General features: G+C 65.2%; 22 protein-coding genes. 13 read left to right on the top strand and 9 right to left on the bottom strand.

Annotation, left to right across the window (positions count from 1 at the left end; genetic code table 11):
- Positions 1–6 precede the first annotated feature (6 nt).
- The 4 genes from rpoE (at position 7) to AC07PV_RS14985 (ending at position 4,058) form a co-directional block, all read left to right on the top strand.
- Positions 7–633 (top strand): RNA polymerase sigma factor RpoE, encoded by a 627-nt coding sequence (gene rpoE / locus AC07PV_RS15000; RefSeq protein ID WP_218295598.1) that lies wholly within the window; start codon positions 7–9, stop codon positions 631–633.
- A gap of 9 nt (positions 634–642) precedes the next feature.
- A complete protein-coding gene (locus AC07PV_RS14995) occupies positions 643–1,311 on the top strand; it encodes a sigma-E factor negative regulatory protein (protein WP_218295597.1) in 669 nt (222 codons plus the stop codon).
- Positions 1,312–1,542: 231 nt separating this feature from the next.
- Positions 1,543–2,424, top strand: a complete 882-nt coding sequence (locus AC07PV_RS14990) for a MucB/RseB C-terminal domain-containing protein (RefSeq protein WP_494630610.1) — start codon at positions 1,543–1,545, stop codon at positions 2,422–2,424.
- A gap of 215 nt (positions 2,425–2,639) precedes the next feature.
- Positions 2,640–4,058, top strand: coding sequence for a Do family serine endopeptidase (locus AC07PV_RS14985; RefSeq protein WP_494630789.1), 1,419 nt, complete (start codon positions 2,640–2,642; stop codon positions 4,056–4,058).
- A 120-nt stretch (positions 4,059–4,178) separates the two neighbouring features.
- Here the strand turns inward: AC07PV_RS14985 and AC07PV_RS14980 are convergent, their stop codons facing one another.
- Positions 4,179–4,577, bottom strand: coding sequence for a hypothetical protein (locus tag AC07PV_RS14980; RefSeq protein ID WP_218340104.1), 399 nt, complete (start codon positions 4,575–4,577; stop codon positions 4,179–4,181).
- Here AC07PV_RS14980 and lepA point away from each other — a divergent pair.
- From lepA to nagZ, 9 genes are all read left to right on the top strand, one after another.
- Positions 4,567–6,375: a translation elongation factor 4 gene (lepA, locus tag AC07PV_RS14975; RefSeq protein WP_218295594.1), complete on the top strand. Its 1,809-nt coding sequence runs from the start codon at positions 4,567–4,569 to the stop codon at positions 6,373–6,375. The two genes, AC07PV_RS14980 and lepA, sit on opposite strands and share 11 nt — an antisense overlap.
- Positions 6,375–7,349 (top strand): signal peptidase I, encoded by a 975-nt coding sequence (gene lepB, locus AC07PV_RS14970; protein ID WP_218295593.1) that lies wholly within the window; start codon positions 6,375–6,377, stop codon positions 7,347–7,349. Before lepA ends, lepB begins: the two co-directional genes overlap by 1 nt.
- Positions 7,350–7,388: 39 nt before the next feature.
- Positions 7,389–7,754, top strand: coding sequence for a DUF4845 domain-containing protein (locus AC07PV_RS14965; RefSeq protein WP_218340105.1), 366 nt, complete (start codon positions 7,389–7,391; stop codon positions 7,752–7,754).
- The gene (gene rnc, locus AC07PV_RS14960) at positions 7,754–8,437 is read left to right on the top strand and encodes a ribonuclease III (RefSeq protein ID WP_218340106.1); all 684 of its coding nucleotides are present in this window, start codon (positions 7,754–7,756) and stop codon (positions 8,435–8,437) included. Before AC07PV_RS14965 ends, rnc begins: the two co-directional genes overlap by 1 nt.
- Positions 8,434–9,438, top strand: coding sequence for a GTPase Era (era, locus tag AC07PV_RS14955; RefSeq protein WP_218295590.1), 1,005 nt, complete (start codon positions 8,434–8,436; stop codon positions 9,436–9,438). The genes rnc and era overlap by 4 nt, the downstream gene beginning before the upstream one ends.
- A 95-nt stretch (positions 9,439–9,533) precedes the next feature.
- Positions 9,534–10,298 carry a DNA repair protein RecO gene (gene recO, locus AC07PV_RS14950; RefSeq protein WP_218340107.1) on the top strand — a complete coding sequence of 255 codons (765 nt, stop codon included), beginning with the start codon at positions 9,534–9,536 and terminating at the stop codon, positions 10,296–10,298.
- Positions 10,295–11,083 (top strand): pyridoxine 5'-phosphate synthase, encoded by a 789-nt coding sequence (locus AC07PV_RS14945; RefSeq protein ID WP_218340108.1) that lies wholly within the window; start codon positions 10,295–10,297, stop codon positions 11,081–11,083. The genes recO and AC07PV_RS14945 overlap by 4 nt, the downstream gene beginning before the upstream one ends.
- A 63-nt stretch (positions 11,084–11,146) precedes the next feature.
- Entirely contained in the window at positions 11,147–11,563 is a 417-nt protein-coding gene (acpS, locus tag AC07PV_RS14940) for a holo-ACP synthase (RefSeq protein WP_218295587.1), read from the top strand.
- Between the two features lie 52 nt (positions 11,564–11,615).
- Positions 11,616–12,707 carry a beta-N-acetylhexosaminidase gene (nagZ, locus tag AC07PV_RS14935; RefSeq protein ID WP_218295586.1) on the top strand — a complete coding sequence of 364 codons (1,092 nt, stop codon included), beginning with the start codon at positions 11,616–11,618 and terminating at the stop codon, positions 12,705–12,707.
- 60 nt (positions 12,708–12,767) lie between these two features.
- Here the strand turns inward: nagZ and AC07PV_RS14930 are convergent, their stop codons facing one another.
- The 8 genes from AC07PV_RS14930 to AC07PV_RS14895 form a co-directional block, all read right to left on the bottom strand.
- Positions 12,768–13,424: a mechanosensitive ion channel family protein gene (locus tag AC07PV_RS14930; RefSeq protein ID WP_494630787.1), complete on the bottom strand. Its 657-nt coding sequence runs from the start codon at positions 13,422–13,424 to the stop codon at positions 12,768–12,770.
- A gap of 62 nt (positions 13,425–13,486) precedes the next feature.
- On the bottom strand, positions 13,487–14,512 hold the full coding sequence (locus AC07PV_RS14925; protein ID WP_369643777.1) for a GGDEF domain-containing protein: 1,026 nt from the start codon (positions 14,510–14,512) through the stop codon (positions 13,487–13,489).
- An 81-nt stretch (positions 14,513–14,593) separates the two neighbouring features.
- On the bottom strand, positions 14,594–16,138 hold the full coding sequence (gene lysS / locus AC07PV_RS14920) for a lysine--tRNA ligase (protein ID WP_494630609.1): 1,545 nt from the start codon (positions 16,136–16,138) through the stop codon (positions 14,594–14,596).
- 87 nt (positions 16,139–16,225) lie between these two features.
- A complete protein-coding gene (locus AC07PV_RS14915) occupies positions 16,226–16,837 on the bottom strand; it encodes a sugar transferase (RefSeq protein ID WP_494630608.1) in 612 nt (203 codons plus the stop codon).
- Position 16,838: 1 nt separating this feature from the next.
- Complete coding sequence (locus tag AC07PV_RS14910; RefSeq protein WP_494630607.1) at positions 16,839–18,014, bottom strand: DegT/DnrJ/EryC1/StrS family aminotransferase; 1,176 nt, start codon at positions 18,012–18,014, stop codon at positions 16,839–16,841.
- A gap of 28 nt (positions 18,015–18,042) precedes the next feature.
- The gene (locus AC07PV_RS14905) at positions 18,043–18,741 is read right to left on the bottom strand and encodes a class I SAM-dependent methyltransferase (protein WP_494630605.1); all 699 of its coding nucleotides are present in this window, start codon (positions 18,739–18,741) and stop codon (positions 18,043–18,045) included.
- Positions 18,738–19,769, bottom strand: coding sequence for a glycosyltransferase family 2 protein (locus AC07PV_RS14900; protein ID WP_218295580.1), 1,032 nt, complete (start codon positions 19,767–19,769; stop codon positions 18,738–18,740). Before AC07PV_RS14900 ends, AC07PV_RS14905 begins: the two co-directional genes overlap by 4 nt.
- 5 nt (positions 19,770–19,774) lie before the next feature.
- Positions 19,775–20,830, bottom strand: a complete 1,056-nt coding sequence (locus tag AC07PV_RS14895) for a glycosyltransferase (protein ID WP_494630604.1) — start codon at positions 20,828–20,830, stop codon at positions 19,775–19,777.
- Position 20,831: the final 1 nt, after the last annotated feature.

Genomic DNA, 20,831 nt, shown 5'->3' with positions numbered 1-20,831 from the left:
GTATCCATGACTGTAATTCCGCCTTCCCCTTCCGAAGACAGCGATCTCCAACTGGTGGAGCGCACGGTGGCGGGCGATCAGCGCGCCTATGAGCTACTGGTCATCAAGTACCAGCGCCGCATCGAGCGCCTCATTGGGCGCATGGTGCGCGATACCGACCTCGTGCAGGACATCGCACAGGAGACGTTCATCCGTGCCTACCGCGCGCTGCATCAGTTCCGCGGCGATGCGCAGTTCTACACCTGGCTCTACCGGATTGCCGTCAATACCGCCAAGAAGGCGCTGATGGACATGAAACGCAATCCCGTCATTTCGGAGAATGCGCTGCGAGGGAATGAGGATGAAGATGAAACTTCCCGCCTCGGACACGAACTAACCAGCGAAGAAACCCCCGAAACCGTGCTCGCGGCCCGAGAAATCGCGCAAGCCGTCAATGCGGCCATGGAGGCATTACCCGAAGATCTGCGCCAGGCGGTGACCTTGCGCGAGATCGAGGGACTGAGTTACGAAGAGATCGCAACGGCCATGGATTGCCCCATTGGCACGGTGCGGTCCCGGATTTTCCGGGCGCGTGAGGCCATTTCGGCAAAAGTGCGCCCCTTGCTTGAAAACCAGTCGGGCAAACGGTGGTGAGGTAATGAAATGAACAAGGCTGTACGTAGCGATGGATTGGCAGAGGGCGCCGTGGTGAATGAGATGCACAGGCGCGAACAGTTGTCTGCACTGGCCGATGGCCAGTTGCAGGGGGATGAGTTGGCCGATGCCCTGGCCTACGCGGAGCAAGCCGAGGGGCATGCGGCGTGGCAGCTCTACCACCTGGTGGGTGACGTATTGCGTTCGTCCGATCTGGCGCGGCCCTCCAGCCCGGATTTCATGGCACGGCTGCGCGATGAGCTCGCCAAGGAAGGGCCTGCCCTGGGCGTTCAGCCCCCGGTGCAGGTGGCGGTGGTGGCTCCCGTGATGGAGAGTGCCGCCAATGCGTCCGTCTTCCGCTGGAAGATGGTCGCTGGTTTTGCGTCGCTGGCGGCGGTGGCCGCGATTGGATGGACCTCCTTGGCCAGCCTGCAAGGCACTGGTGCGGCGGGTCCGTCGGGCGGTGCCCAGCTCGCTCTTGCGCCGGAATCCGCGCCCAGCACCGCTGGCACGCCCGTGGTGGCCGTGGCGGATGCCGAAGGTGGGGCACAGGTGATGATTCGCGATCCCCGCCTGGACGAGTTGCTGGCGGCGCACAAGCAGTTTGGCAGCACTTCCGCCCTGCAGATGCCCGCGGGCTTCCTGCGCAATGCGACATTTGAGACCCCCGGCCGCTGAGTCAAGGATGGCTCTTTGTGCTGAGACCGTGCGATGACCAATACAGGGGTTGCGGGCATTAGCGTGATTGCGCCATGTCGGTGGTTCAGGTCCGGGTGGGTGGCGGTGCTTCTGTGCGTGGCGGGGCTTTCCGCCGCGATGGGGGAGGCGCAACCGGAAAAGTCGCCTCGTCCGTTGGGAGACGCGGCCCCGGTGCCCGCGGCGCGCACCATCGTGCAATGGATTGAGCGCATGCACAGCGCGCCCTGCATCCGGCCCTATGCGGGAACCTTCGTGGTGCTTGCAGCCTCGGGCGCGATGGCCAGTTCGCGCATCTGGCACGCCTGTGAAGGGCAGCATCAGATGGAGCGCGTGGAGGCGCTGAGCGGCACGCCGCGGACTATTTTCCGGCGCGATGACGAGGTGCGCACTTTCTGGCCCCAGTCCCGGGTGGTCCGCTCGGACCGCCGCGAAGCCTCGGGGCAGTTTCCGCGCGTTCCTGTGGTCAACGGCACGTCGATCTCCCAGTTCTATGTCTCGCGTTCGGTGGGGCAGGAGCGGGTGGCGGGTTTTGTCGCGGACGTGGTGTGGTTCAAGCCGGTGGACTCCCTGCGTTTCGGCTACAGGCTGTGGAGCGAGCGGGACACCGGCCTTGTCGTGAAGCTGCAGACACTGGCTGCGGATGGCCGCGTTCTGGAGCAGGCCGCGTTTTCAGAGCTGGATCTGAATGCGCCCGTGCGAGTGGAGCAGCTCTCGCGCCTGATGGATGCCACGGAGGGCTACAAGGTCGTGGCACCGGCCGTGGTCAAGACCACCGCGTCGGCCGAGGGGTGGGCCTTGCGCCAGCCGGTCGCGGGATTTGTTCCGGTGAGTTGCCATCGGCGCGCGGTGTCTGCCGCGGACGATGCCCAGGGCGTTCTGCAATGCCTGTACTCCGATGGCCTCGCGTCGGTCTCGCTGTTCGTGGAGCCGTTTGATCCCCAGCGGCACCCGGCGCAGCCCCAGGTGTCGAGCATGGGCGCCACCCAATTGCTGGCGATGCGGGTCTTGCCCGATGTGTGGCTCACCGCGGTCGGAGAGGTGCCGCTGCAGACCCTTCGCCTGTTTGCCGGGCAACTGGAGCGCACCCGCTGATTGCGCGGCTGCCACTCCGTGGGGTGGCGGGCCGCTGCGGGTTGCGGCCTGCCCTTCAGAGGGGCATGCAGACAGCACTGTCAGCGCGGGAACCAAATGGCCGCACACTCTTCACAGTTACATACAGTTTGATGACTGCGTTCGTCACAATTCACGAAAGGTCGATGATGCCGAAGTTCGATGGAAATGCGCTGCGCTCCGTAGCATTTGCGTGCATGTTCGCCGGGGTTGCCGGTGGAGCGTTTTTGCCCCAGGCCGCCTTCGCGCAGCCCGCCGCGGCTGTGCGTGGCCTGCCAGACTTTACCGACCTGGTGGACCAGGTGGGCCCGTCCGTGGTCAACATACGGACCGTGGAAAAGGCGTCGAGCCGCGCGAGCGCGAATGGCATGGACGAGGAAATGCTGGAGTTCTTCCGCCGTTTCGGAGTGCCGATTCCCAACGTGCCGAGGCAGCAGCGCCCGCAGCGGCCCCAGGACGACGAGCAGCCCCGTGGCGTGGGCTCGGGCTTCATCCTGACCACGGACGGGTTTGTCATGACGAACGCGCATGTCGTGGAGGGGGCCGATGAAGTGATCGTCACGCTGACCGACAAGCGTGAGTTCAAGGCCAAGATCATCGGCGCGGACAAGCGCACGGACGTGGCCGTGGTCAAGATCGAGGCCACCGGGCTGCCCGCAGTGAAGGTGGGTGATCTGGGGCGCCTGCGTGTCGGAGAGTGGGTCATGGCGATTGGCTCGCCTTTCGGGCTGGAGAACACGGTGACCGCGGGCATCGTCAGTGCCAAGCAGCGCGATACCGGCGACTACCTGCCCTTCATCCAGACCGACGTGGCCATCAACCCTGGGAACTCGGGGGGGCCCCTGATCAACATGCGCGGCGAGGTGGTGGGGATCAACAGCCAGATCTATTCGCGCTCGGGTGGATTCATGGGTATTTCGTTTGCCATCCCGATGGATGAAGCCATCCGGGTGAGCGAACAATTGCGCGCGTCCGGGCGGGTCACGCGGGGTCGCATCGGCGTGCAGATCGGACAGGTCACCAAGGACGTGGCGGAATCGATTGGCCTGGGCAAGGCGCAGGGGGCCCTGGTGACCGGCGTGGAGGCTGGATCGCCGGCAGACAAGGCCGGGGTGGAAGCGGGGGACATCATCACCCGTTTCGATGGCAAGACCATCGAGAAGGTGGCTGATTTGCCCCGGCTGGTGGGCAACACCAAGCCCGGCACCAAGAGCACCATGACCGTATTCCGCCGGGGCGCTTCGCGGGATCTGGGCATCACCATTGCCGAGATCGAGCCTGACAAGCCCGCGGCCGCCAAAGCGGCAGAACGGGAAGAGAAGCCCAAGGCATCGGCCGCTGCGCAGCAAATCGGGCTGGCGGTGATTGAACTTTCCGATGCGCAGAAGAAGGAACTCAAGGTCAAGGGCGGGGTACTGGTGGCGACCGCCGCGGAGGCTGCCGCGCGTGCCGGCCTGCGCGAAGGTGACGTGATTCTTGCGATCGCAAACACCGAGGTGTCGGGGGTCAAGGAGTTCGAAGCCGTGCTGGCAAAGGCGGACAAGAGCAAGGCCATCAATGTGCTGTACCGGCGCGGAGAGTGGGCGCAATATGCCTTGATCCGGCCCGGACGCTGAGGCGTCGGATGTGCGGGTGGGGGCGCCTGGGCGGCGATTCCCCACTTTTGCAATGGGCTATTTGACCGCGGCGAAAGGTTTTTTGGCGTTTTTGCTGGAACCTCTCCGAAGGCATGAATGTTAGCTTTTGCTAACTTTTTCAAGGTCTATCAACTGGATTCGATAGAATAGAGGCTCCTGTTCAACGCTAATCTGTATATTGGCCAGGCGCGGATTCACGATGCGGGATGCGCTGGTGCAATGCACAGCTGATCCACAGCTCACCCACAAGTTGTCCAGCGTTGTTGTTGTGCAGACTGTGAATAAGTTGTGAATAAAAGCCCTGTTGCACCCTGGCAACTCCCCCTGGATGCAGTCGTATGGGCTTTTTCCTGCGGGCTTTTTGCCTACAATGAAGCTCCAACTATCGCAGTTGCCAATGATTGTTGGTTCAGGGCGCGTCGCCATTCGACGCGCCCTTTTTTCTTGTGTGCTCCGTTTTAATTCAATCACTTGACGCTTTCCGTTGATGAACCACATCAGAAATTTTTCCATCATTGCGCACATCGACCATGGCAAGTCGACGCTCGCTGATCGCTTGATCCAGCGCTGTGGCGGCCTTGCGGACCGTGAGATGGAGGCCCAGGTTCTGGACTCGATGGACATCGAAAAGGAGCGTGGGATAACCATCAAGGCGCAGACGGCGGCACTGCAATACAAGGCACAGGATGGCCAGGTCTACAACCTCAATCTGATCGACACGCCGGGTCATGTGGACTTCTCGTATGAAGTGAGCCGCTCGCTGTCTGCCTGCGAGGGCGCATTGCTGGTGGTCGATGCATCCCAGGGCGTCGAAGCCCAGACGGTCGCGAACTGCTACACGGCGCTGGACCTGGGTGTCGAGGTCGTGCCGGTGCTCAACAAGATGGATCTGCCCAATGCGGATCCGGACAACGCCAAGGCCGAGATCGAGGACGTGATCGGCATCGACGCCACGGATGCCATTCCATGTTCCGCCAAGACGGGCATGGGCATCGAGGAGATCCTGGAAGCCATCGTCGCCAAGGTGCCCGCGCCGCGCGGCAATGCGCAGGGTCCGCTGCGGGCCATGATCATCGACAGCTGGTTTGACAGCTATGTCGGCGTCGTGATGCTGGTGCGCGTGGTGGACGGGCGGCTGCTCAAGGGCGAGCGCATCAAGATGATGGCCAGTGGCGCCGTGTACAACGCCGACAACCTGGGGGTGTTCACGCCCGCCAACGAGCCGCGCAATTCGCTGGATGCGGGGCAGGTGGGCTACATCATCGCGGGCATCAAGGAGCTGCAGGCCGCCAAGGTCGGCGACACGATCACGCTGGAAAAGAAGCTGCCCAACAACGCAGGCCCCGCCGCCGAGGCCTTGCCCGGCTTCAAGGAAATCCAGCCGCAGGTTTTCGCGGGGCTGTACCCCACCGAAGCGAGCGAGTACGACTCGCTGCGCGATGCGCTGGAAAAGCTCAAGCTCAACGACGCCTCGCTGCACTACGAACCCGAAGTGAGCCAGGCGCTGGGCTTTGGTTTTCGTTGCGGATTCCTCGGGCTCCTGCACATGGAAATCGTGCAGGAGCGCCTGGAGCGGGAGTTCGACCAGGACCTCATCACCACGGCGCCCAGCGTGGTCTATCAGGTGGTCAAGGCCGATGGCGAAGTGATCATGGTCGAGAATCCCTCCAAGATGCCGGACCAGGGGCGGCTGGAGGAGATCCGCGAGCCCATCGTCACGGTGCATCTGTACATGCCGCAGGACTATGTGGGCCCGGTGATGACACTGGCCAACCAGAAGCGCGGCGTGCAGATGAACATGGCATACCACGGCCGCCAGGTGATGCTCACCTACGAAATGCCGCTGGGCGAAATCGTGCTCGACTTCTTCGACAAGCTCAAGTCGGTGTCGCGCGGCTATGCCTCCATGGACTACGAGTTCAAGGAATACCGCGCCTCCGATGTGGTGAAGGTCGACATCCTGCTCAATGGTGAAAAGGTCGACGCGCTGTCCATCATCGTGCACCGCTCGCAATCGCAGTACCGCGGCCGTGCCGTGGTCGCCAAGATGCGCGAGATCATCAGCCGCCAGATGTACGACGTGGCCATCCAGGCCGCTATCGGTGCCAACATCATTGCGCGCGAAACCATCAAGGCATTGCGCAAGAACGTGCTGGCAAAATGTTACGGCGGTGATATCACCCGCAAGCGCAAGCTCCTCGAGAAGCAGAAAGCAGGTAAGAAACGCATGAAACAGATTGGATCGGTCGAAGTGCCCCAGGAGGCCTTCCTGGCCATTTTGCAGGTGGAAGACTGATGCAGGCCATGCAGATTCTCACCTCTGTGGTGCTGGCCGCATTTGGCGGGTATATCGGCGCTTGGTACTTTGGGGCCGTGGAAGGCAACTTTGCCCTGCTGTTGTTCCTGGCCACGGTGGTCACGGGTGCCTACTGGCTGGCCGAGCGGCTGTACTTTTTGCCGCAGCGCCGCCGGGCGGCCCAGGCCGTGGAAGATGCCGCCGTGCAGCGCCGCGCCGAACTGGACCGCATGGGCATCCAGAAGGTTGATGTGGATGTCCAGGAAGCCAAGGGGAGGCTGCTCATGCAGCCCTGGTGGCTGGACTGGACCGCAGGACTCTTCCCGGTGATCGTCGCGGTGTTCCTGCTGAGGTCATTTCTGTTCGAGCCTTTCAAGATTCCGTCGGGTTCCATGATTCCCACGCTGCTGGTGGGCGACCTGATCCTGGTGAACAAGTTCACCTACGGTGTCCGCCTGCCGGTCATACACACCAAGATCACCGAAGGCACCAAGCCTGCGCGGGGGGATGTGCTGGTGTTTCGCTACCCGCCGCAGCCCAGCCTGGACTACATCAAGCGGGTGGTCGGCGTGCCGGGGGACGAGGTCGCCTACCTCAACAAGCGCCTCACGATCAACGGCCAAGCCGTGGATACCAAGGCAGCGCCGGATTTCTTCGAAGAGGATTCGATGCGCTACTTCAAGCAGTTTGAAGAGCAACTGGGCCCGCAGCCGCATCGCTTGCTGAACAACCCCGATGTTCCTGCCTTCGTGCAGGGCGCGAGCAATTTTGCCTACCGGCAAAACTGCCGCTACAGTGTCGAAGGCGTCGTCTGCAAGGTGCCGGAAGGCCACTATTTCATGATGGGGGACAACCGGGACAACTCGCTCGATTCGCGCTACTGGGGATTCGTTCCAGAAGGCAATATCGTCGGGAAGGCCTTTTTTGTCTGGATGAATTTCGGTAACCTCAAGCGCATCGGTTCATTCCACTAAGCCACGGCCGTCAAGGCAAACAAGGAGAGGGAATACATCATGGTGAAAGTCCATCGCGTGGCCAGCCGGTCGCGCCAGCGCGGATTGTCTTTTTTTGGTCTGGTCTTCATTGGTGTCCTGGCTGTGGCTGTTTTCGCCATTGGCGGCCAGTCGGTTCCCATTTTTCTTGAATATGTGGCCATTAAAAAAGCCGTTGAAAAGGCCAAAGTAGAAAGCTCCGTGGCTGGTGTTCGGGCCGCTTTTGACCGCTCAGCGGCAATTGACAACATTGCCTCCATCCAGGGCAAGGACCTGGAGGTGGGCAAGCGTGGCGACAAGGTCGTGGTGTCCTATAAGTACTCCCGCGAAATCGCGCTGGCGGGCCCGGCCTATCTTGTCTACCGCTTTGAAGGACAGACCAACTAGTGCACGCCGGCCTTCAAGCGCTGCAGTCCCGCCTGCAGCATGTTTTTTCCGATCCATCCCTTCTCCAGCGCGCCACCACGCACCGCAGTTTTTCGGCCGATCACAATGAGCGGCTGGAGTTCCTGGGGGACTCCGTGCTGAATCTCGCGGTCGCGAGCCTGCTGTACCAGCGGCTGTCGGCCCTGCCGGAGGGGGATCTGTCCCGTGTCCGTGCCAACCTCGTCAAGCAGGACACCCTGCACCAGCTGGCGCTGGGCCTCAAGATTTCCGAGGTGCTGCGTTTGGGGGAGGGGGAGTCCAAATCCGGCGGCCAGCAGCGGCCGTCCATCCTGGCCGATGCGCTGGAGGCGCTCATCGGCGCGGTGTACCTTGACGCGGGGTATGGCAGCGCGGAGGCGCTGGTGCACCGCCTGTTCCAGGGTGTCGAGATCAACCCGCAGATGCAGGCGGCGTCCAAGGATGCCAAAACCGCGTTGCAGGAGTGGCTCCAGGGCCGCAAAATGAAGCTGCCGCAGTACCGCGTGGTGGCGACGGTCGGGGCGGCGCACCGCCAGACCTTCGATGTCGAATGCGACATTCCCGAGTTGGGCCTGACCGAGCGTGGCATCGGCGGCTCCCGCCGGGCCGGCGAGCAGGCCGCAGCGGTGGCCATGCTGGCCACATTGAAAGCAAAGAATCTATGAATGATGCTACCAAAGATGTAGCTGGTGACGAAGGTGCAGCAAGCGCAGGGGCGCAAAATGACCTGGAGGCCATGCTCGCGGCGGCGGGCGCCCCCGCGGCCGTCCCCGGCCAGCGCTGCGGCGTGATCGCCATCGTGGGCAAGCCCAACGTGGGCAAGTCCACGCTGCTCAATGCGCTGGTGGGGCAAAAGATCAGCATCACCTCGCGCAAGGCGCAGACCACGCGCCACCGCATCACCGGCATCCGCACCCGCGAGCAGACGCAGTTCATTTTCGTGGACACGCCGGGCTTCCAGACGCGCCACGCCACCGCGCTCAACAAGTCCCTGAACAAGACCGTGATGGGGGCGATCGGCGACGTGGACCTGATCCTGTTCGTGGTGGAGGCCGGCAACTTCACGCTGGCCGATGCCAAGGTACTCTCGCTGTTCAAGCCCGGCATTCCCACGCTCCTGGTGGCGAACAAGCTCGACATGGTGCACCGCCGCGCGGAGATCGCGCCCTGGCTCAAGAGCATGCAGGAGCGCCATCCGTTCACCGAATTCGTGCCCATGTCGGCCAAGAACAAGGGCGACATCGAGCGCCTTTTCGGCATCTGCGAAAAATACCTGCCCGAGCAGGGCTGGTGGTACGGCGAGGACGAACTGACCGACCGCAGCGAGAAATTCCTGGCCTCCGAAACCGTGCGCGAAAAGCTGTTCCGCTTCACCGGGGATGAACTGCCCTACACCTCCACCGTCGTCATCGACAAGTTCGAGGAAGAGGCGAGCAAGCAGCACAAGCGACTGGTCAAGATCGCCGCCACCATCGTGGTGGAGCGGGACAACCACAAGATGATGGTCATCGGCGACAAGGGTGAGCGGCTCAAGCGCATCGGCACCGAGGCGCGGCAGGAGCTGGAAAAGCTCATGGATGCCAAAGTGTTCCTGGAGCTGTGGGTCAAGGTCCGCTCCGGCTGGGCTGACGATGAAGCCCGGGTGCGTTCCTTCGGCTACGAGTAAGTGCATGCCATCAGCGCCCGCTGCCCGCCGGGTGGCCGGCGTTGGTTGAGCCGCCACCACACTCCATCCTCACGCCTATCCCTGCGATCCCCCACGTGGCTGCCGCCAAGCGCATCTCCGATGAACCTGCCTTCGTGCTGCACAGCTACGACTGGAGCGAGTCCAGCCTGATCCTGGAGGTCTTCAGCCGCCACTACGGCCGCGTCGCCCTGGTGGCCAAGGGCGCGAAGAAGCCCAGCTCCAACTTCCGCCCGGTGCTGCTGCCGCTGCAGCCCCTGCTGCTGACCTACACCCTGGCCGGCAATGGCGACGCGGACATCCACGCGCTCAAGGGCGCCGAGTGGGTGGGCGGCCACGTGATGCCCACGGGCGACGCCCTGCTGTCGGGCCTGTACCTCAACGAACTGCTGCTGCGCCTGCTGGCCCGCGCGGACCCGCACGCCGCGCTGTTCGACGCCTACGCGGGCGTGGTGCGGGTGCTGGCCAGCGAGCATGGTGACGCCCTGGAGCCCGTGCTGCGCAGTTTCGAACTGCTGCTGCTGCGCGAGATCGGCCTGTTGCCGAGCCTCGACGTCCAGACCATGACCCTGGCCCCCCTGCAGGCCGGCACGCGCTACACGCTGGTCCCCGAAGGAGGCCTGCGCGCTGCCTCGGCGGCCGAGCGGGGCGGGCTGCCGGGCAGCCAGTGGCAGGCATTGCAGCGGGCGCTGGACGATGCCGCCAGCTATACCGCCACACTGCGGGCCTGCGTTGCCGTCTCGGCCGAACTCAAGCCCCAGCTGCGTGCCCTGCTGCAATACCATTGCGGCAGCCCGACGCTGCGCACCCGCCAGCTCATGATCGACCTGCAGGCCCTATGAACCAGCCACACCGTCCCTCGCACCCGACCACCGCCCTGTCGGTCAACGTCAACAAGGTCGCCCTGGTGCGCAACACGCGCCACCTGGGCATTCCGAGCGTCACGCGCGCGGCCGAGCTGTGCCTGCGGGCGGGCGCGCAGGGCATCACCGTGCATCCCCGGCCCGACGAGCGGCACATCCGCGGCCAGGACGTGTTCGAGCTGGCCGCCTTGATGAAGGCCTGGCCCGATCGCGAATACAACATCGAAGGCAACCCGTCGCAGAACCTGATGGACTTCATCCGCCAGGTGCGCCCCCACCAGGCGACCTTCGTGCCCGACAGCGAAGACCAGTTCACCAGCGACCACGGCTGGAGCTTTCCGCAGGATGCCGGGCGCCTGGCGCCTCTGATCACCGAGTGCAAGGCACTGGGTGTGCGCGTGAGCCTGTTCATGGACCCGGTGCCGGAGCAGATGGCCGCCGCCAGGGCGGTGGGCGCTGACCGGGTGGAGCTGTACACCGAGCCCTATGCCGCCGCCTGGGGCACCCCGCAGCAGGAGGTTGAGCTAAAACGCTACGCTGCGGCCGCACAGGCCGCGCTGGATGCGGGCCTGGGCGTGAATGCGGGCCACGACTTGAACCGCGACAACCTCGCCGCCTTCGTGCGCGGCGTGCCCGGCGTGCTGGAGGTCTCGATTGGGCATGCACTGATCGCCGACGCGCTGGAGCTGGGCTACGCCGCCACGGTGTTGGCCTACCTGGGCTGCATCCGGTCGGGTTTTGCGGCACAGGCAGATAACTCCTGATTTGATAGCTGCTTGCGCTTGATGAATAAGCACTGGCGGCTGATTTGACTCAAAAAAAAGACCATGATCTACGGCATCGGCACCGACATCTGCGACGTGCGCCGCATCGCGGCCAGCCTGGAGCGCCACGGCGAACGCTTTGCCCAGAAGGTGCTGGCCGACGGCGAACTGGCCACCTGGCGCGAGAGGAGCAGCCGCTGGCCCGACCGGGGCCTGCGCTACCTGGCCACGCGCTTTTCCGCCAAGGAAGCCTTCAGCAAGGCCATTGGCCTGGGCATGCGCATGCCCATGACCTGGCGCCACTGCGAGGTCGCCAAGCTGCCATCCGGCCAGCCAGTCATCGTGCTGCACGGCGCGCTCAAGGAATGGTTCGAGGTCCGGGGGCTGCAGGCGCACCTGAGCGTGACCGACGAGACCGACTACGCCGCCAGTTTCTGCGTGGTCGAGAGGGCTGAAGAAAAATCGGCCTCCAGCGCTTGATTGGCAAGCGCTGATAGCTATTATTTGCATAGCAAAATCATTCTTGAAACCCATGACCGAACACGCACCCCTCATCCTCGACGTGGCTGGCAAAGAGCTGACCAGCGCTGACCGCCGCCGCCTCGCGCACCCGCTGACCGGCGGCATCATCCTGTTTGCCCGCAACTGGGAGAACCGCGCGCAGCTGCTGCAGCTCACGAGCAGCATCAAGGCCGTGCGCGACGACCTGCTGATCTGCGTGGACCACGAAGGCGGCCGCGTGCAGCGCTTTCGCACCGATGGCTTCACGCACCTGCCGCCGATGCGCGCGCTGGGCGACATGTGGATGGACGACGGCAAGGGTGCCAGGGCCGTGCCCGGCAGCGGCGCGCTGCGTGCGACCAATGCGGCCACGGCGGCGGGCTATGTGCTGGGCGCCGAGCTGCGCGCCTGCGGTGTGGACTTCAGCTTCACGCCCGTGCTCGACCTCGATTGGGGTGAAAGCGGTGTGATCGGCGACCGCGCCTTTCACCGCGACCCGCGCGTGGTGGCGCTGCTCGCCAAGAGCCTCATGCATGGTCTGCTGCAGGCCGGCATGGCCAACTGCGGCAAGCACTTCCCCGGGCACGGCTTCGTCAAGGCCGACTCGCACACCGAGGTACCCGTGGACAAGCGCAGCCTCAAGGCCATCCTGGCCGACGACGCCGCCCCGTACCCCTGGCTCAGCAGCACGCTCACCAGCGTGATGCCGGCCCATGTGATCTACCCCAAGGTCGACAGCCGCCCCGCGGGTTTCTCGCAGCGCTGGCTGCAGGACATCCTGCGCCGCCAGATGCGCTTTGATGGCGCGATCTTCAGCGACGACCTCAGCATGGAAGGCGCACGCCGCCTGGACGGCCAGGTGGTCGGCTACACCGATGCGGCCGTGGCGGCGCTCCAGGCCGGCTGCGACCTCGTGCTGCTGTGCAACCAGAGCGTGGGCGATGGCCGCGCGGTGGATGAACTCATCGCCGGCCTGGACCAGGCCCGCGCCCAGGGCCGCTGGCAGCCGAGCGTGGACAGCGAGTCCCGCCGTCTGGCGCTGCTGCCCGAAACCTTGCCCCAGGCGTGGGACGAGCTGATGTACCAGCCCGCCTACCTGCAGGCGCTCGACCTGCTGCCCTGACGCAGAGCAACCGCTTGCGCGCGGCCCGGCGCAGGGCCGTGCCGCGCCCGGTTGGTTGCGCTATGGCGTGTTGAAAGGCCCGGGCGTGACCGGTGGCGGGGCCGCCGGCGCACTTTCCGCGGCATGCGCAGCGCTGGAGGGGGGCGCGGGCGGCGGTGGCACCCCCTGGAATCTGCGCACCACCCGCTGAAACACCAACGCATTCGGAATCTGCAACCAGGCCACCTGGCCCGCTGCTGCGCCATGGTCCTCCAGCGTGGTGTACAGCAGGTTGATGTCCACCACCCGGCCCTTGGCGCCCGGTTTCTCCGCGGTGTCCAGCACCTCGATGTAGTCGCCGATGCGAAAGGGCCGTACCGTGAAGATGAGCAGCGCGCAGAACAGGTTGGAGAGCACGCTCCACGCGGCAAAGAACGCCACGGCGCCCACCGTGGCGAAGCCCGTGAATGCCGTCCAGAGCACGGTGGCGGACACTCCCATGCGCTCGAGCACCAGCAGCAGGGCGCCCGCCACGATGAACCAGCGGATGAGCCCGTTCATGGGCACGACCAGCTCGTCGGGCACCTGGTAGTGCGCACTGGCGCGGCGCACGATGCGGCGCAGCATGCGCTGCAGCAGCCAGGCGACAAACAGGATCAGCAGGATCTGCGTGCCGGGGATGATGACCTCCAGCCAGTCCTGCACCCAGTCGGGCAGGCGGGCCTTCAGGATTTGCATGCGCGAAACGGCGGTGCGCGCGCTGCGCTCGGTGGCGTCGAACGAGAAGGCGGAAAAGAAACTCAATTGCGCAATTGCTCCACGGTGTCCATCTGCATTTCAAAGCTGAAGAAGCGGTTGCGGCCCTGGGCCTTGGCGGCATACAGGGCCTGGTCGGCCCGCATGATCATGCTTTCGGCATTGGTGCTGTCGTCGGGCACGCAGGTGGTGATGCCGCCCGACAGTGTCAGGATGCTGCCCAGTGGCGAATCCGCATGCGGTATGGCGCGGACCTTGAGCAGCTGCGCCAATGCCCTTGCAAAGGTCATCGCGCCCGAGCGCGGCGTGTTTGGCAGGATGAGGGCGAATTCCTCGCCGCCATAGCGCGAAGCCACATCCCGGGGGCGCACGCAGACCTCGCGCAGCAGGCGGCCCACCTCTTTCAGGCAGGCATCGCCCTGCACATGCCCGCTGGCATCGTTGAAGAGCTTGAAGTGGTCCAGGTCGCACAGCATCAGCGTGAGCGGCGTGGCATCGCGGCGTGCGGCCAGGATCTCGTTGTGCAGGATGCGGTCGAAGCCGCGGCGGTTGACCAGGCCGGTCAGCGCGTCGACCTCGACCATTTCGTTGAGGCGCTGGTTGGCCAGGTGCAGCTCGGCCGATACCGACACGAGCCTGCGGCGCATGTCCAGCAGCCGCCGCATGGCCCGCAGCTTGGCCATCAGCACGATGGGCCTCACGGGCTTGACCAGGTAGTCATCGCCCCCCACTTCGATGCCGCGCCAGACGTCGAGCTCGTTGTCCAGGCCCGACAGGAAGATGATGGGCGTCCAGTCGCCGGCCTCGCTCTCGCGCATCTGCTGCGCCACCCAGTAGCCATCCTTGCCGGGCAGCTTGATGTCCAGCAGCACCAGGTCGGGCCGGTGGGCCTTGAACAGGTGCAGTGCCGCACTGCCCTCCGGGGCCTCGAAGATGGCGGACACGCCCGCGCGCCGCAGTTCGGCCACCAGCGCGGCCCGCACGGAGCCCTGGTCCTCGACCACCAGCACCGAAAAGCCTGCGCCCGCGGGCAGTGGCGCGTTGGCCGGATAAGGGGCGGTGCTGGAGATGAATGGCACGGTGGCTCCTGGTGTGTCCTGTGAAACGGCGCGATCAGGCGGACGTGGCGGCCGGGCGCTGCGGATGCGGTCTCAGGACTCCCGGCGCAGCGCTGGGAAAAGAATCACGTCGCGGATGCTGGGGCTGTCGGTCAGCAGCATCATGAGGCGGTCGATGCCGATGCCGCAACCCCCCGTGGGGGGCATGCCGTATTCCAGCGCCCGCACGAAGTCATGGTCGTAGAACATGGCCTCGTCGTCGCCGCTGTCCTTGGCGGCCACCTGGGCATGGAAACGCGCGGCCTGGTCTTCGGCATCGTTCAGCTCGCTGAAGCCGTTGCCGAACTCGCGGCCCGTGATGTACAGCTCGAAACGCTCGGTGACCTCGGGGCGGGCATCGTTGGCGCGTGCCAGTGGCGAGATCTCGGTCGGGTGCTCCATGATGAACGTCGGCTGCCAGAGCTTGTCTTCCACCGTTTCTTCGAAATACAGCACCTGCAGGCTGGCCAGCGTGCGTGCCGAGAGCTTGTCCTTCTCCTCGGTCATGCCCAGCTTCTTGAGCGCGCTGACCAGCCACGCGGCATCGTCCACGTGGGCGCCGGCTTCGGTGTACTGGAAGATCGCTTCGCGGATGGTCAGGCGCGCGAACGGCTGCGTCAGGTCCACGGCGCGGCCCTGGTAGGTCATTTGCAGCGAGCCCGTGGCCTTGAGCGCCACTTCGCGGATCAGCGTCTCGGTGAAGTCCATCAGGTCGAGGTAGTTCCAGTACGCCGCGTAGAACTCCATCATGGTGAACTCGGGGTTGTGGCGCACCGAGATGCCCTCGTTGCGGTAGCTGCGGTTGATCTCGAATACCCGCTCGAAACCGCCCACGATCAGGCGCTTCAGGTACAGCTCGGGCGCGATGCGCAGGTACATCTCCTGCTCCAGCGCGTTGTGGTGCGTGACGAACGGCTTGGCATTGGCGCCGCCCGGGATGGGGTGCAGCATGGGCGTTTCGACTTCAAGGAAGCCGTGGCCCACCATGAACTCGCGCAGGCCGCTCACCGCCTTGCTGCGCGCCATGAAGCGCTTGCGGGCCTGCTCGTCGGTGATCAGGTCCACATAGCGCTGGCGGTACTTCTGCTCCTGATCGGCCATGCCGTGGAACTTGTCGGGCAGGGGGCGCAGGCTCTTGGTCAAGAGGCGCAGGCCGGTCACCTTGACCGACAGCTCGCCCGTCTTGGTCTTCATGAGCGTGCCTTCGGCGCCCACGATGTCGCCCAGATCCCAGTGCTTGAAGGCGGCATACAGCTCTTCGCCCACGGCGTCGCGGGTCACGTAAAGCTGGATGCGCCCGCCCACGTCGCCCAGCGAGCCATCCTGCACCGTGGCAAAACTGGCCTTGCCCATGACGCGCTTGAGCATCATGCGGCCGGCCACCGAGACGTTCACCGGCGTGGCTTCCAGGGCCTCGTTCGTGGCAGCGCAGTGCTCCAGGTGCAACTGAGCGGCCTTGTGGCCGGGCTTGAAGTTGTTGGGGAAGGCAACGCCACCGCCGTTGGCCTGGGCCTCGCGCAGAGCGCGGAGCTTTTCGCGGCGCTCGGCGATGAGCTGGTTTTCGTCCTGGGGAGCGGGGGCGTGGTTTTGGTCTGACATAGGTGCCGTCGGTGCGGGGGCGTGAAATTTTGGGGCTGGGTTCAGCCAAACCCCTGATTTTATCGGCTACGGGGTGCCGACTGGTCCTTATCCCCTGGACGGACGGTCGCTCCACAGCGCGGATGCCGTTCCGGCGATGATCTTCAGGTCGGTCCAGAGCGTGTGCGAGCGGGCGTAGTCGGCGGCGTAGCGGAGCTTGATCGGCAGGATCTGCTCCACGTAAGTGCGCTCCGGATCGCCGCTCTGGCCCAGCAAGGTGCTTTCGTCGCGGAATTCGATGGAGGCGCGGTCTGTGATGCCCGGCCGCACGCTGAGCACCAGTTCCCGCACGGAATCCGGGTAGAGCGCGACATAGTGCGGCACCTCAGGCCGGGGGCCGACGAGGCTCATGTGGCCCAGCAGCACGTTGAAAAGCTGGGGCAATTCATCGATCTTGGTGCGCCGCAGCCAGTGGCCGGCCCGGGTAATGCGGGCATCGGCCCCTACGGTAATCGCCGGGCCAGCAGCTTCGGCGCGCGGGTGCATGGTGCGGAACTTGTAGATGCGGAACAACCTGCCTGCGCGGCCCACGCGCTGCTGGCGAAAGAATGCTGGACCGGGCGAATCCCGCACCACCCACAGTGCCACGGCCAGCAGCACGGGGGCGAGCAGCAGCAAGCCGAGGGCAGCAAAGAAAAGGTCGAACAGCCGCTTGGGCATGTCAGCGCAGCACCTCGTGCAGCGCTGCAATCACGCGGTCCTGGTCGCTGTCACTCATGGCGGTGAACAAGGGGATGCTGATCATGGCCTGGTAGGCTGCATCGGCCTGGGGGAACATGGCGGGCGTCAATTGGTACCGGTCGCGCCAGTACGGGTGCCGGTGCAGCGGCACATAGTGCACGCTGGTGCCGATGCCCCTGTCCGACAGTGCCTGGATGACCTCGTCACGCCCCAGTGGCGCGTCCGCCCGCAGCCGGATGACATAGAGGTGCCACGCATGGGTGTCGCCTGGTGGCGCAGTGGCTGGCAAGGTCAGGGGCAGGGGCGCCAGCTGTTCGTGGTAGCGGATTGCCAGGTCTTGCCGTCGCTGCACGAATTGCGGCAGCCGCGCCAGTTGCTCCACGCCCATGGCGGCTGCAACGTCCGTCATGTTGTACTTGAATCCCGGAGCGACCACCTCGTAGTACCAGGCGGGCGTCTTGGACGTGAAGCGGTCGAAGGCATCCCGGTTCATGCCGTGCAGGCGCATCACGCGCATGCGCTTGGCGAGCTCCGGGTCGCGCGTCACCGCCATGCCGCCTTCTCCGGTGGTGATGGTCTTGTTGGCGTAGAAGCTGAACACCGTGACATCGGATTGCAGTTGCCCCACCAGGGTGCCGCGCCAGGTGGTGGGCAAGGCATGGGCTGCGTCTTCCACCACCTTGAGCTGGTGTTCTTTGGCGATGGACAGGATGGCGTCCATGTCGCAGGCCAGGCCCCCGTAGTGCACGGGCATGATGGCTTTTGTTCGGGGCGTGATGGCGGCGCGCACCTTGGCCGGGTCGATGTTGAGGGTCACCGGGTCCACATCCACCAGTACCGGTTCGGCGCCCAGGTAGCGCACCACCTCCACGGTGGCGGTGAAGGTCAGTGTGGGCGCGATCACCTCGTCGCCGGGGCCGATGCCCAGGGCCTCCAGCGCAAGGTGCAGACCCGCCGTGGCGGAGTTGACGGCAAGGCTCTGGAGCCCGTCGCCCCCCAGGAAGGCGGTGAATGCCTGCTCGAACTCCTTGGTCTTGGGCCCGGTCGTGACCCACCCCGAAAGCAGGGCTGCGCTGACGGCATCGATTTCCGCAGCACCGATATCGGGTCGGGCGAACGGCAGGAAGGGCAGGTCAGGGGAAGAAGGGTGGGGCATGGAGGGCGTCCAGACGGGCAGGCGGTGCTCAACGGGGCTTCACGGCCCAGGTCAGGCGGTGGGTGCGCAGGAACCAGAGCAAGGTGGATGCGGGAGGAATCATCGGTGGGGGCAGGCGCCGCGCGAGCGGGGGCGCCAGGGTAAGGCGGCACGAGTGTATCTGCGCGGCGGGAAACAGCGTTTTCAATTCGCGCAGGGGCATGCCTCGCACATCGGCATTGGCAGGGTTGTTGACGACAAAGTCATAGACCAGCACTCCGCCGCCGGGCGCGACCCATTGCCAGATCGCCTGGGCCAGATGGCGGCGATAGCCCTCGTCGAGCAAAGAGCTGAAGAGCGTGAAGGCGAGCACGGCATCCTGGCTGGCAGGCTGCACCGGGGCCAAGACGGCATCTCCTTCCAAAATGGCCGCGTCCGCTGGCAGCGAGGCGCGCGCTGCGGCGGCTCGTTCGGGAAGAAGCTCCAGGCCCGTCAGGCAGGCGGGGGTGGCACCCAGCCGCACCAGGTCGTGCAGATTGCCCGCGCTTCCGCAGCCAACTTCCAGCATCGGCCGGTGGGCCAGGCTGCTCCAGCCGTGGGCCTGCCAGATGCCTGCCATGGCACGGAGACGCTCCTGCTGCGCCTGCAGCGCCGCCGCATTGGCATACAGGCTGTAGCGGGCTTCATCGGTCGCTGGGTCGCGCCGTGCGTAGCGGGTTTTGACGGCCTGGGGTTCGTTGTCGGTCATCGCGTGATGCGTGCAAAGTCGGAGGAAGGCGCGCGCGAGCGTGCAACGTCCCACAGCCCTCGCCAGGTGCCCAGGCCGTAGCCCACATGAAACGCCGCAATCGTCGCCGGGAGGCGGGGCAGCAGCCCCCAGTTGCGGGCCGATCGGGCTGCCGCCACCGATGCCGCCAGAAGATAGGTTGCGTAGGCGAGGCCCAGCGCGGCCCCGGGCCAGGCGGACCAGGGCAACACCACGGCGCTGGCCACCGCGCTGGCCACAAATGCTGCAGGCACCAGCTGCCGCACGGAGCCTGGCTGCCCATGTTTGCGCATCACAAAAGGCCGCCAGTAGCCGTACTGCCGTTGTTGCGCGAACAGGTGCCGCAGCGAATTGCGCGGGTGGTAGGTGGAATGGATGAGCCGGCTCTGCCAGATGCGTGCCCCCCCCAGGCGCATGCGCAGGTTGTGCTCGTCGTCCTGGTTGCGCACCAGGGCTTCGTCAAACAGTCCGAACCGGTCAAACACGCTGCGGGGCCAGCATCCCAGGTAGACGGTATCCACCTCGCCTTCGTACTGGTCATCGCGCGAGCGCGCGCCGCCCACCACCCAGCGGCACTGGAAGGCGGCGGCGACGGCGGCCCCGGCGGGCCCGGTTCCCCGGGCCACCCACGGGCCGCCCACGTTGTCGGCGCGGGTGCGTTCGAGCGCCTCGATGCACTGCGCAAGGTAGTCGGGGGCAAACTGGCTGTGCACGTCCATGCGGGCAATGGTGCCGCCCCGCGCGCGGGCAATGCAGGCGTTGAGCCCGGTGGAGACAATGCGGCCGGGGTTGTCCACCAGGACGAGCCGTGGGTCCGCAGCACAGCGCTGCAGGAGGTGCTCGCGCGTGCCGTCATCGCTGTCGCCGTCTGCAATCAGCACTTCCATGCGCCAGCCCGCCGGGAGTTGCTGGCGAAGGGCGGAGTCGCAGAATGCGTCAATGTGCTGGCGCTCGTTGCGGCACGGCACGATCACGCTGATCAGGTTGTCCAATTCAAGGCCTTGGGGCATGGGGTTCAAGGTGTATGGAGCAACTGCTGGTACAGCGCGTGCATGCGGTTCATCTGTACCGCGCGGTCGCCGTCCTGGGCGATGCGGGTGGCATTGTGCAGGCCGGCTTGTTCCGCCAGGGTGTCGTTGGCGATCAGGGCTTCCAGCCGGGCGGCGAGCGCTGTGGCGCTCCCCGCCTCAACCAGCCACTGCGGGTCGATCCAGTGCCGGTTGGCCTGCAGTTCGCTGGCGACCACCGCGAGGCCACACGCCATGCTCTCCAGCATGGCGACGGATGTTGCGTCACTGCTGGGCACCGAGACAGATATCTTGCCTTCGCCCAGTACCCGGGTCATGCCCGCATCATCGAGTCGGCCGTGGAACTGCACCTTGTTGTCCAGCTGCGCCTTGTGCACCTGGCTGCGCAGGGCGCTTTCCATGCTGCCTCCTCCGAGCAGGTGCAAGCGCAGGTCGGCCGAGGGCAACCGCGCCTGCAGAAGAGCGAATGCCTCGATGATGGTGTCGATGTTGTAGTTGGGTTCCCAGGCGCGCAGGCTCACCAGTTGGCTGCCTTGCTTGTGGCTCCAGGGAACGGGGTGGAAGCGCTGCAGTTCCACCCCCCAGTGGATTTCCTCGGTGGTGCAGCGGGGTCGGAATTGGGCCACTGCGCTTATCAGGCTGGCGGAGTCGCCGGTGATGAGGTCGGCCTGGCGCAGTATCCAGCCGGTCAGCCAGCGCATCCAGGCGCTCTTGCCGGGGGTCACCAACAGGTCGCTTCCCCAGGCGGTCATTACCACCGGACGTTTGCCGCAACGTGCGGCCAGATAGCCGTAGGAGGTGACGTAATGGGCATGCAGGAGGTCGGGGGCCAGTTCGGCCACGTGGCGCCTGGTTTCCCGGACACGGAACAGCCAGTCGAGCGAGCGGTGCACGGGCCGGATGGCCCGCACGGTGACGCCATCGATGGACGCGGGGCGTGCCGTGATCAGCGAAACGCGGTAGCCACGCTGGAGCATTTCCCGCGCCCACCGCTGAACATGGGGGCTGGTGGCATCACCCAGGAGGCACAGGTGTGTTGCCATG

Source organism: Acidovorax sp. GW821-FHT09A11, assembly GCF_059418365.1.
The sequence above is the reverse complement of the archived record's forward strand: the minus strand, read 5'-3'. Positions and strand labels throughout refer to the sequence as shown.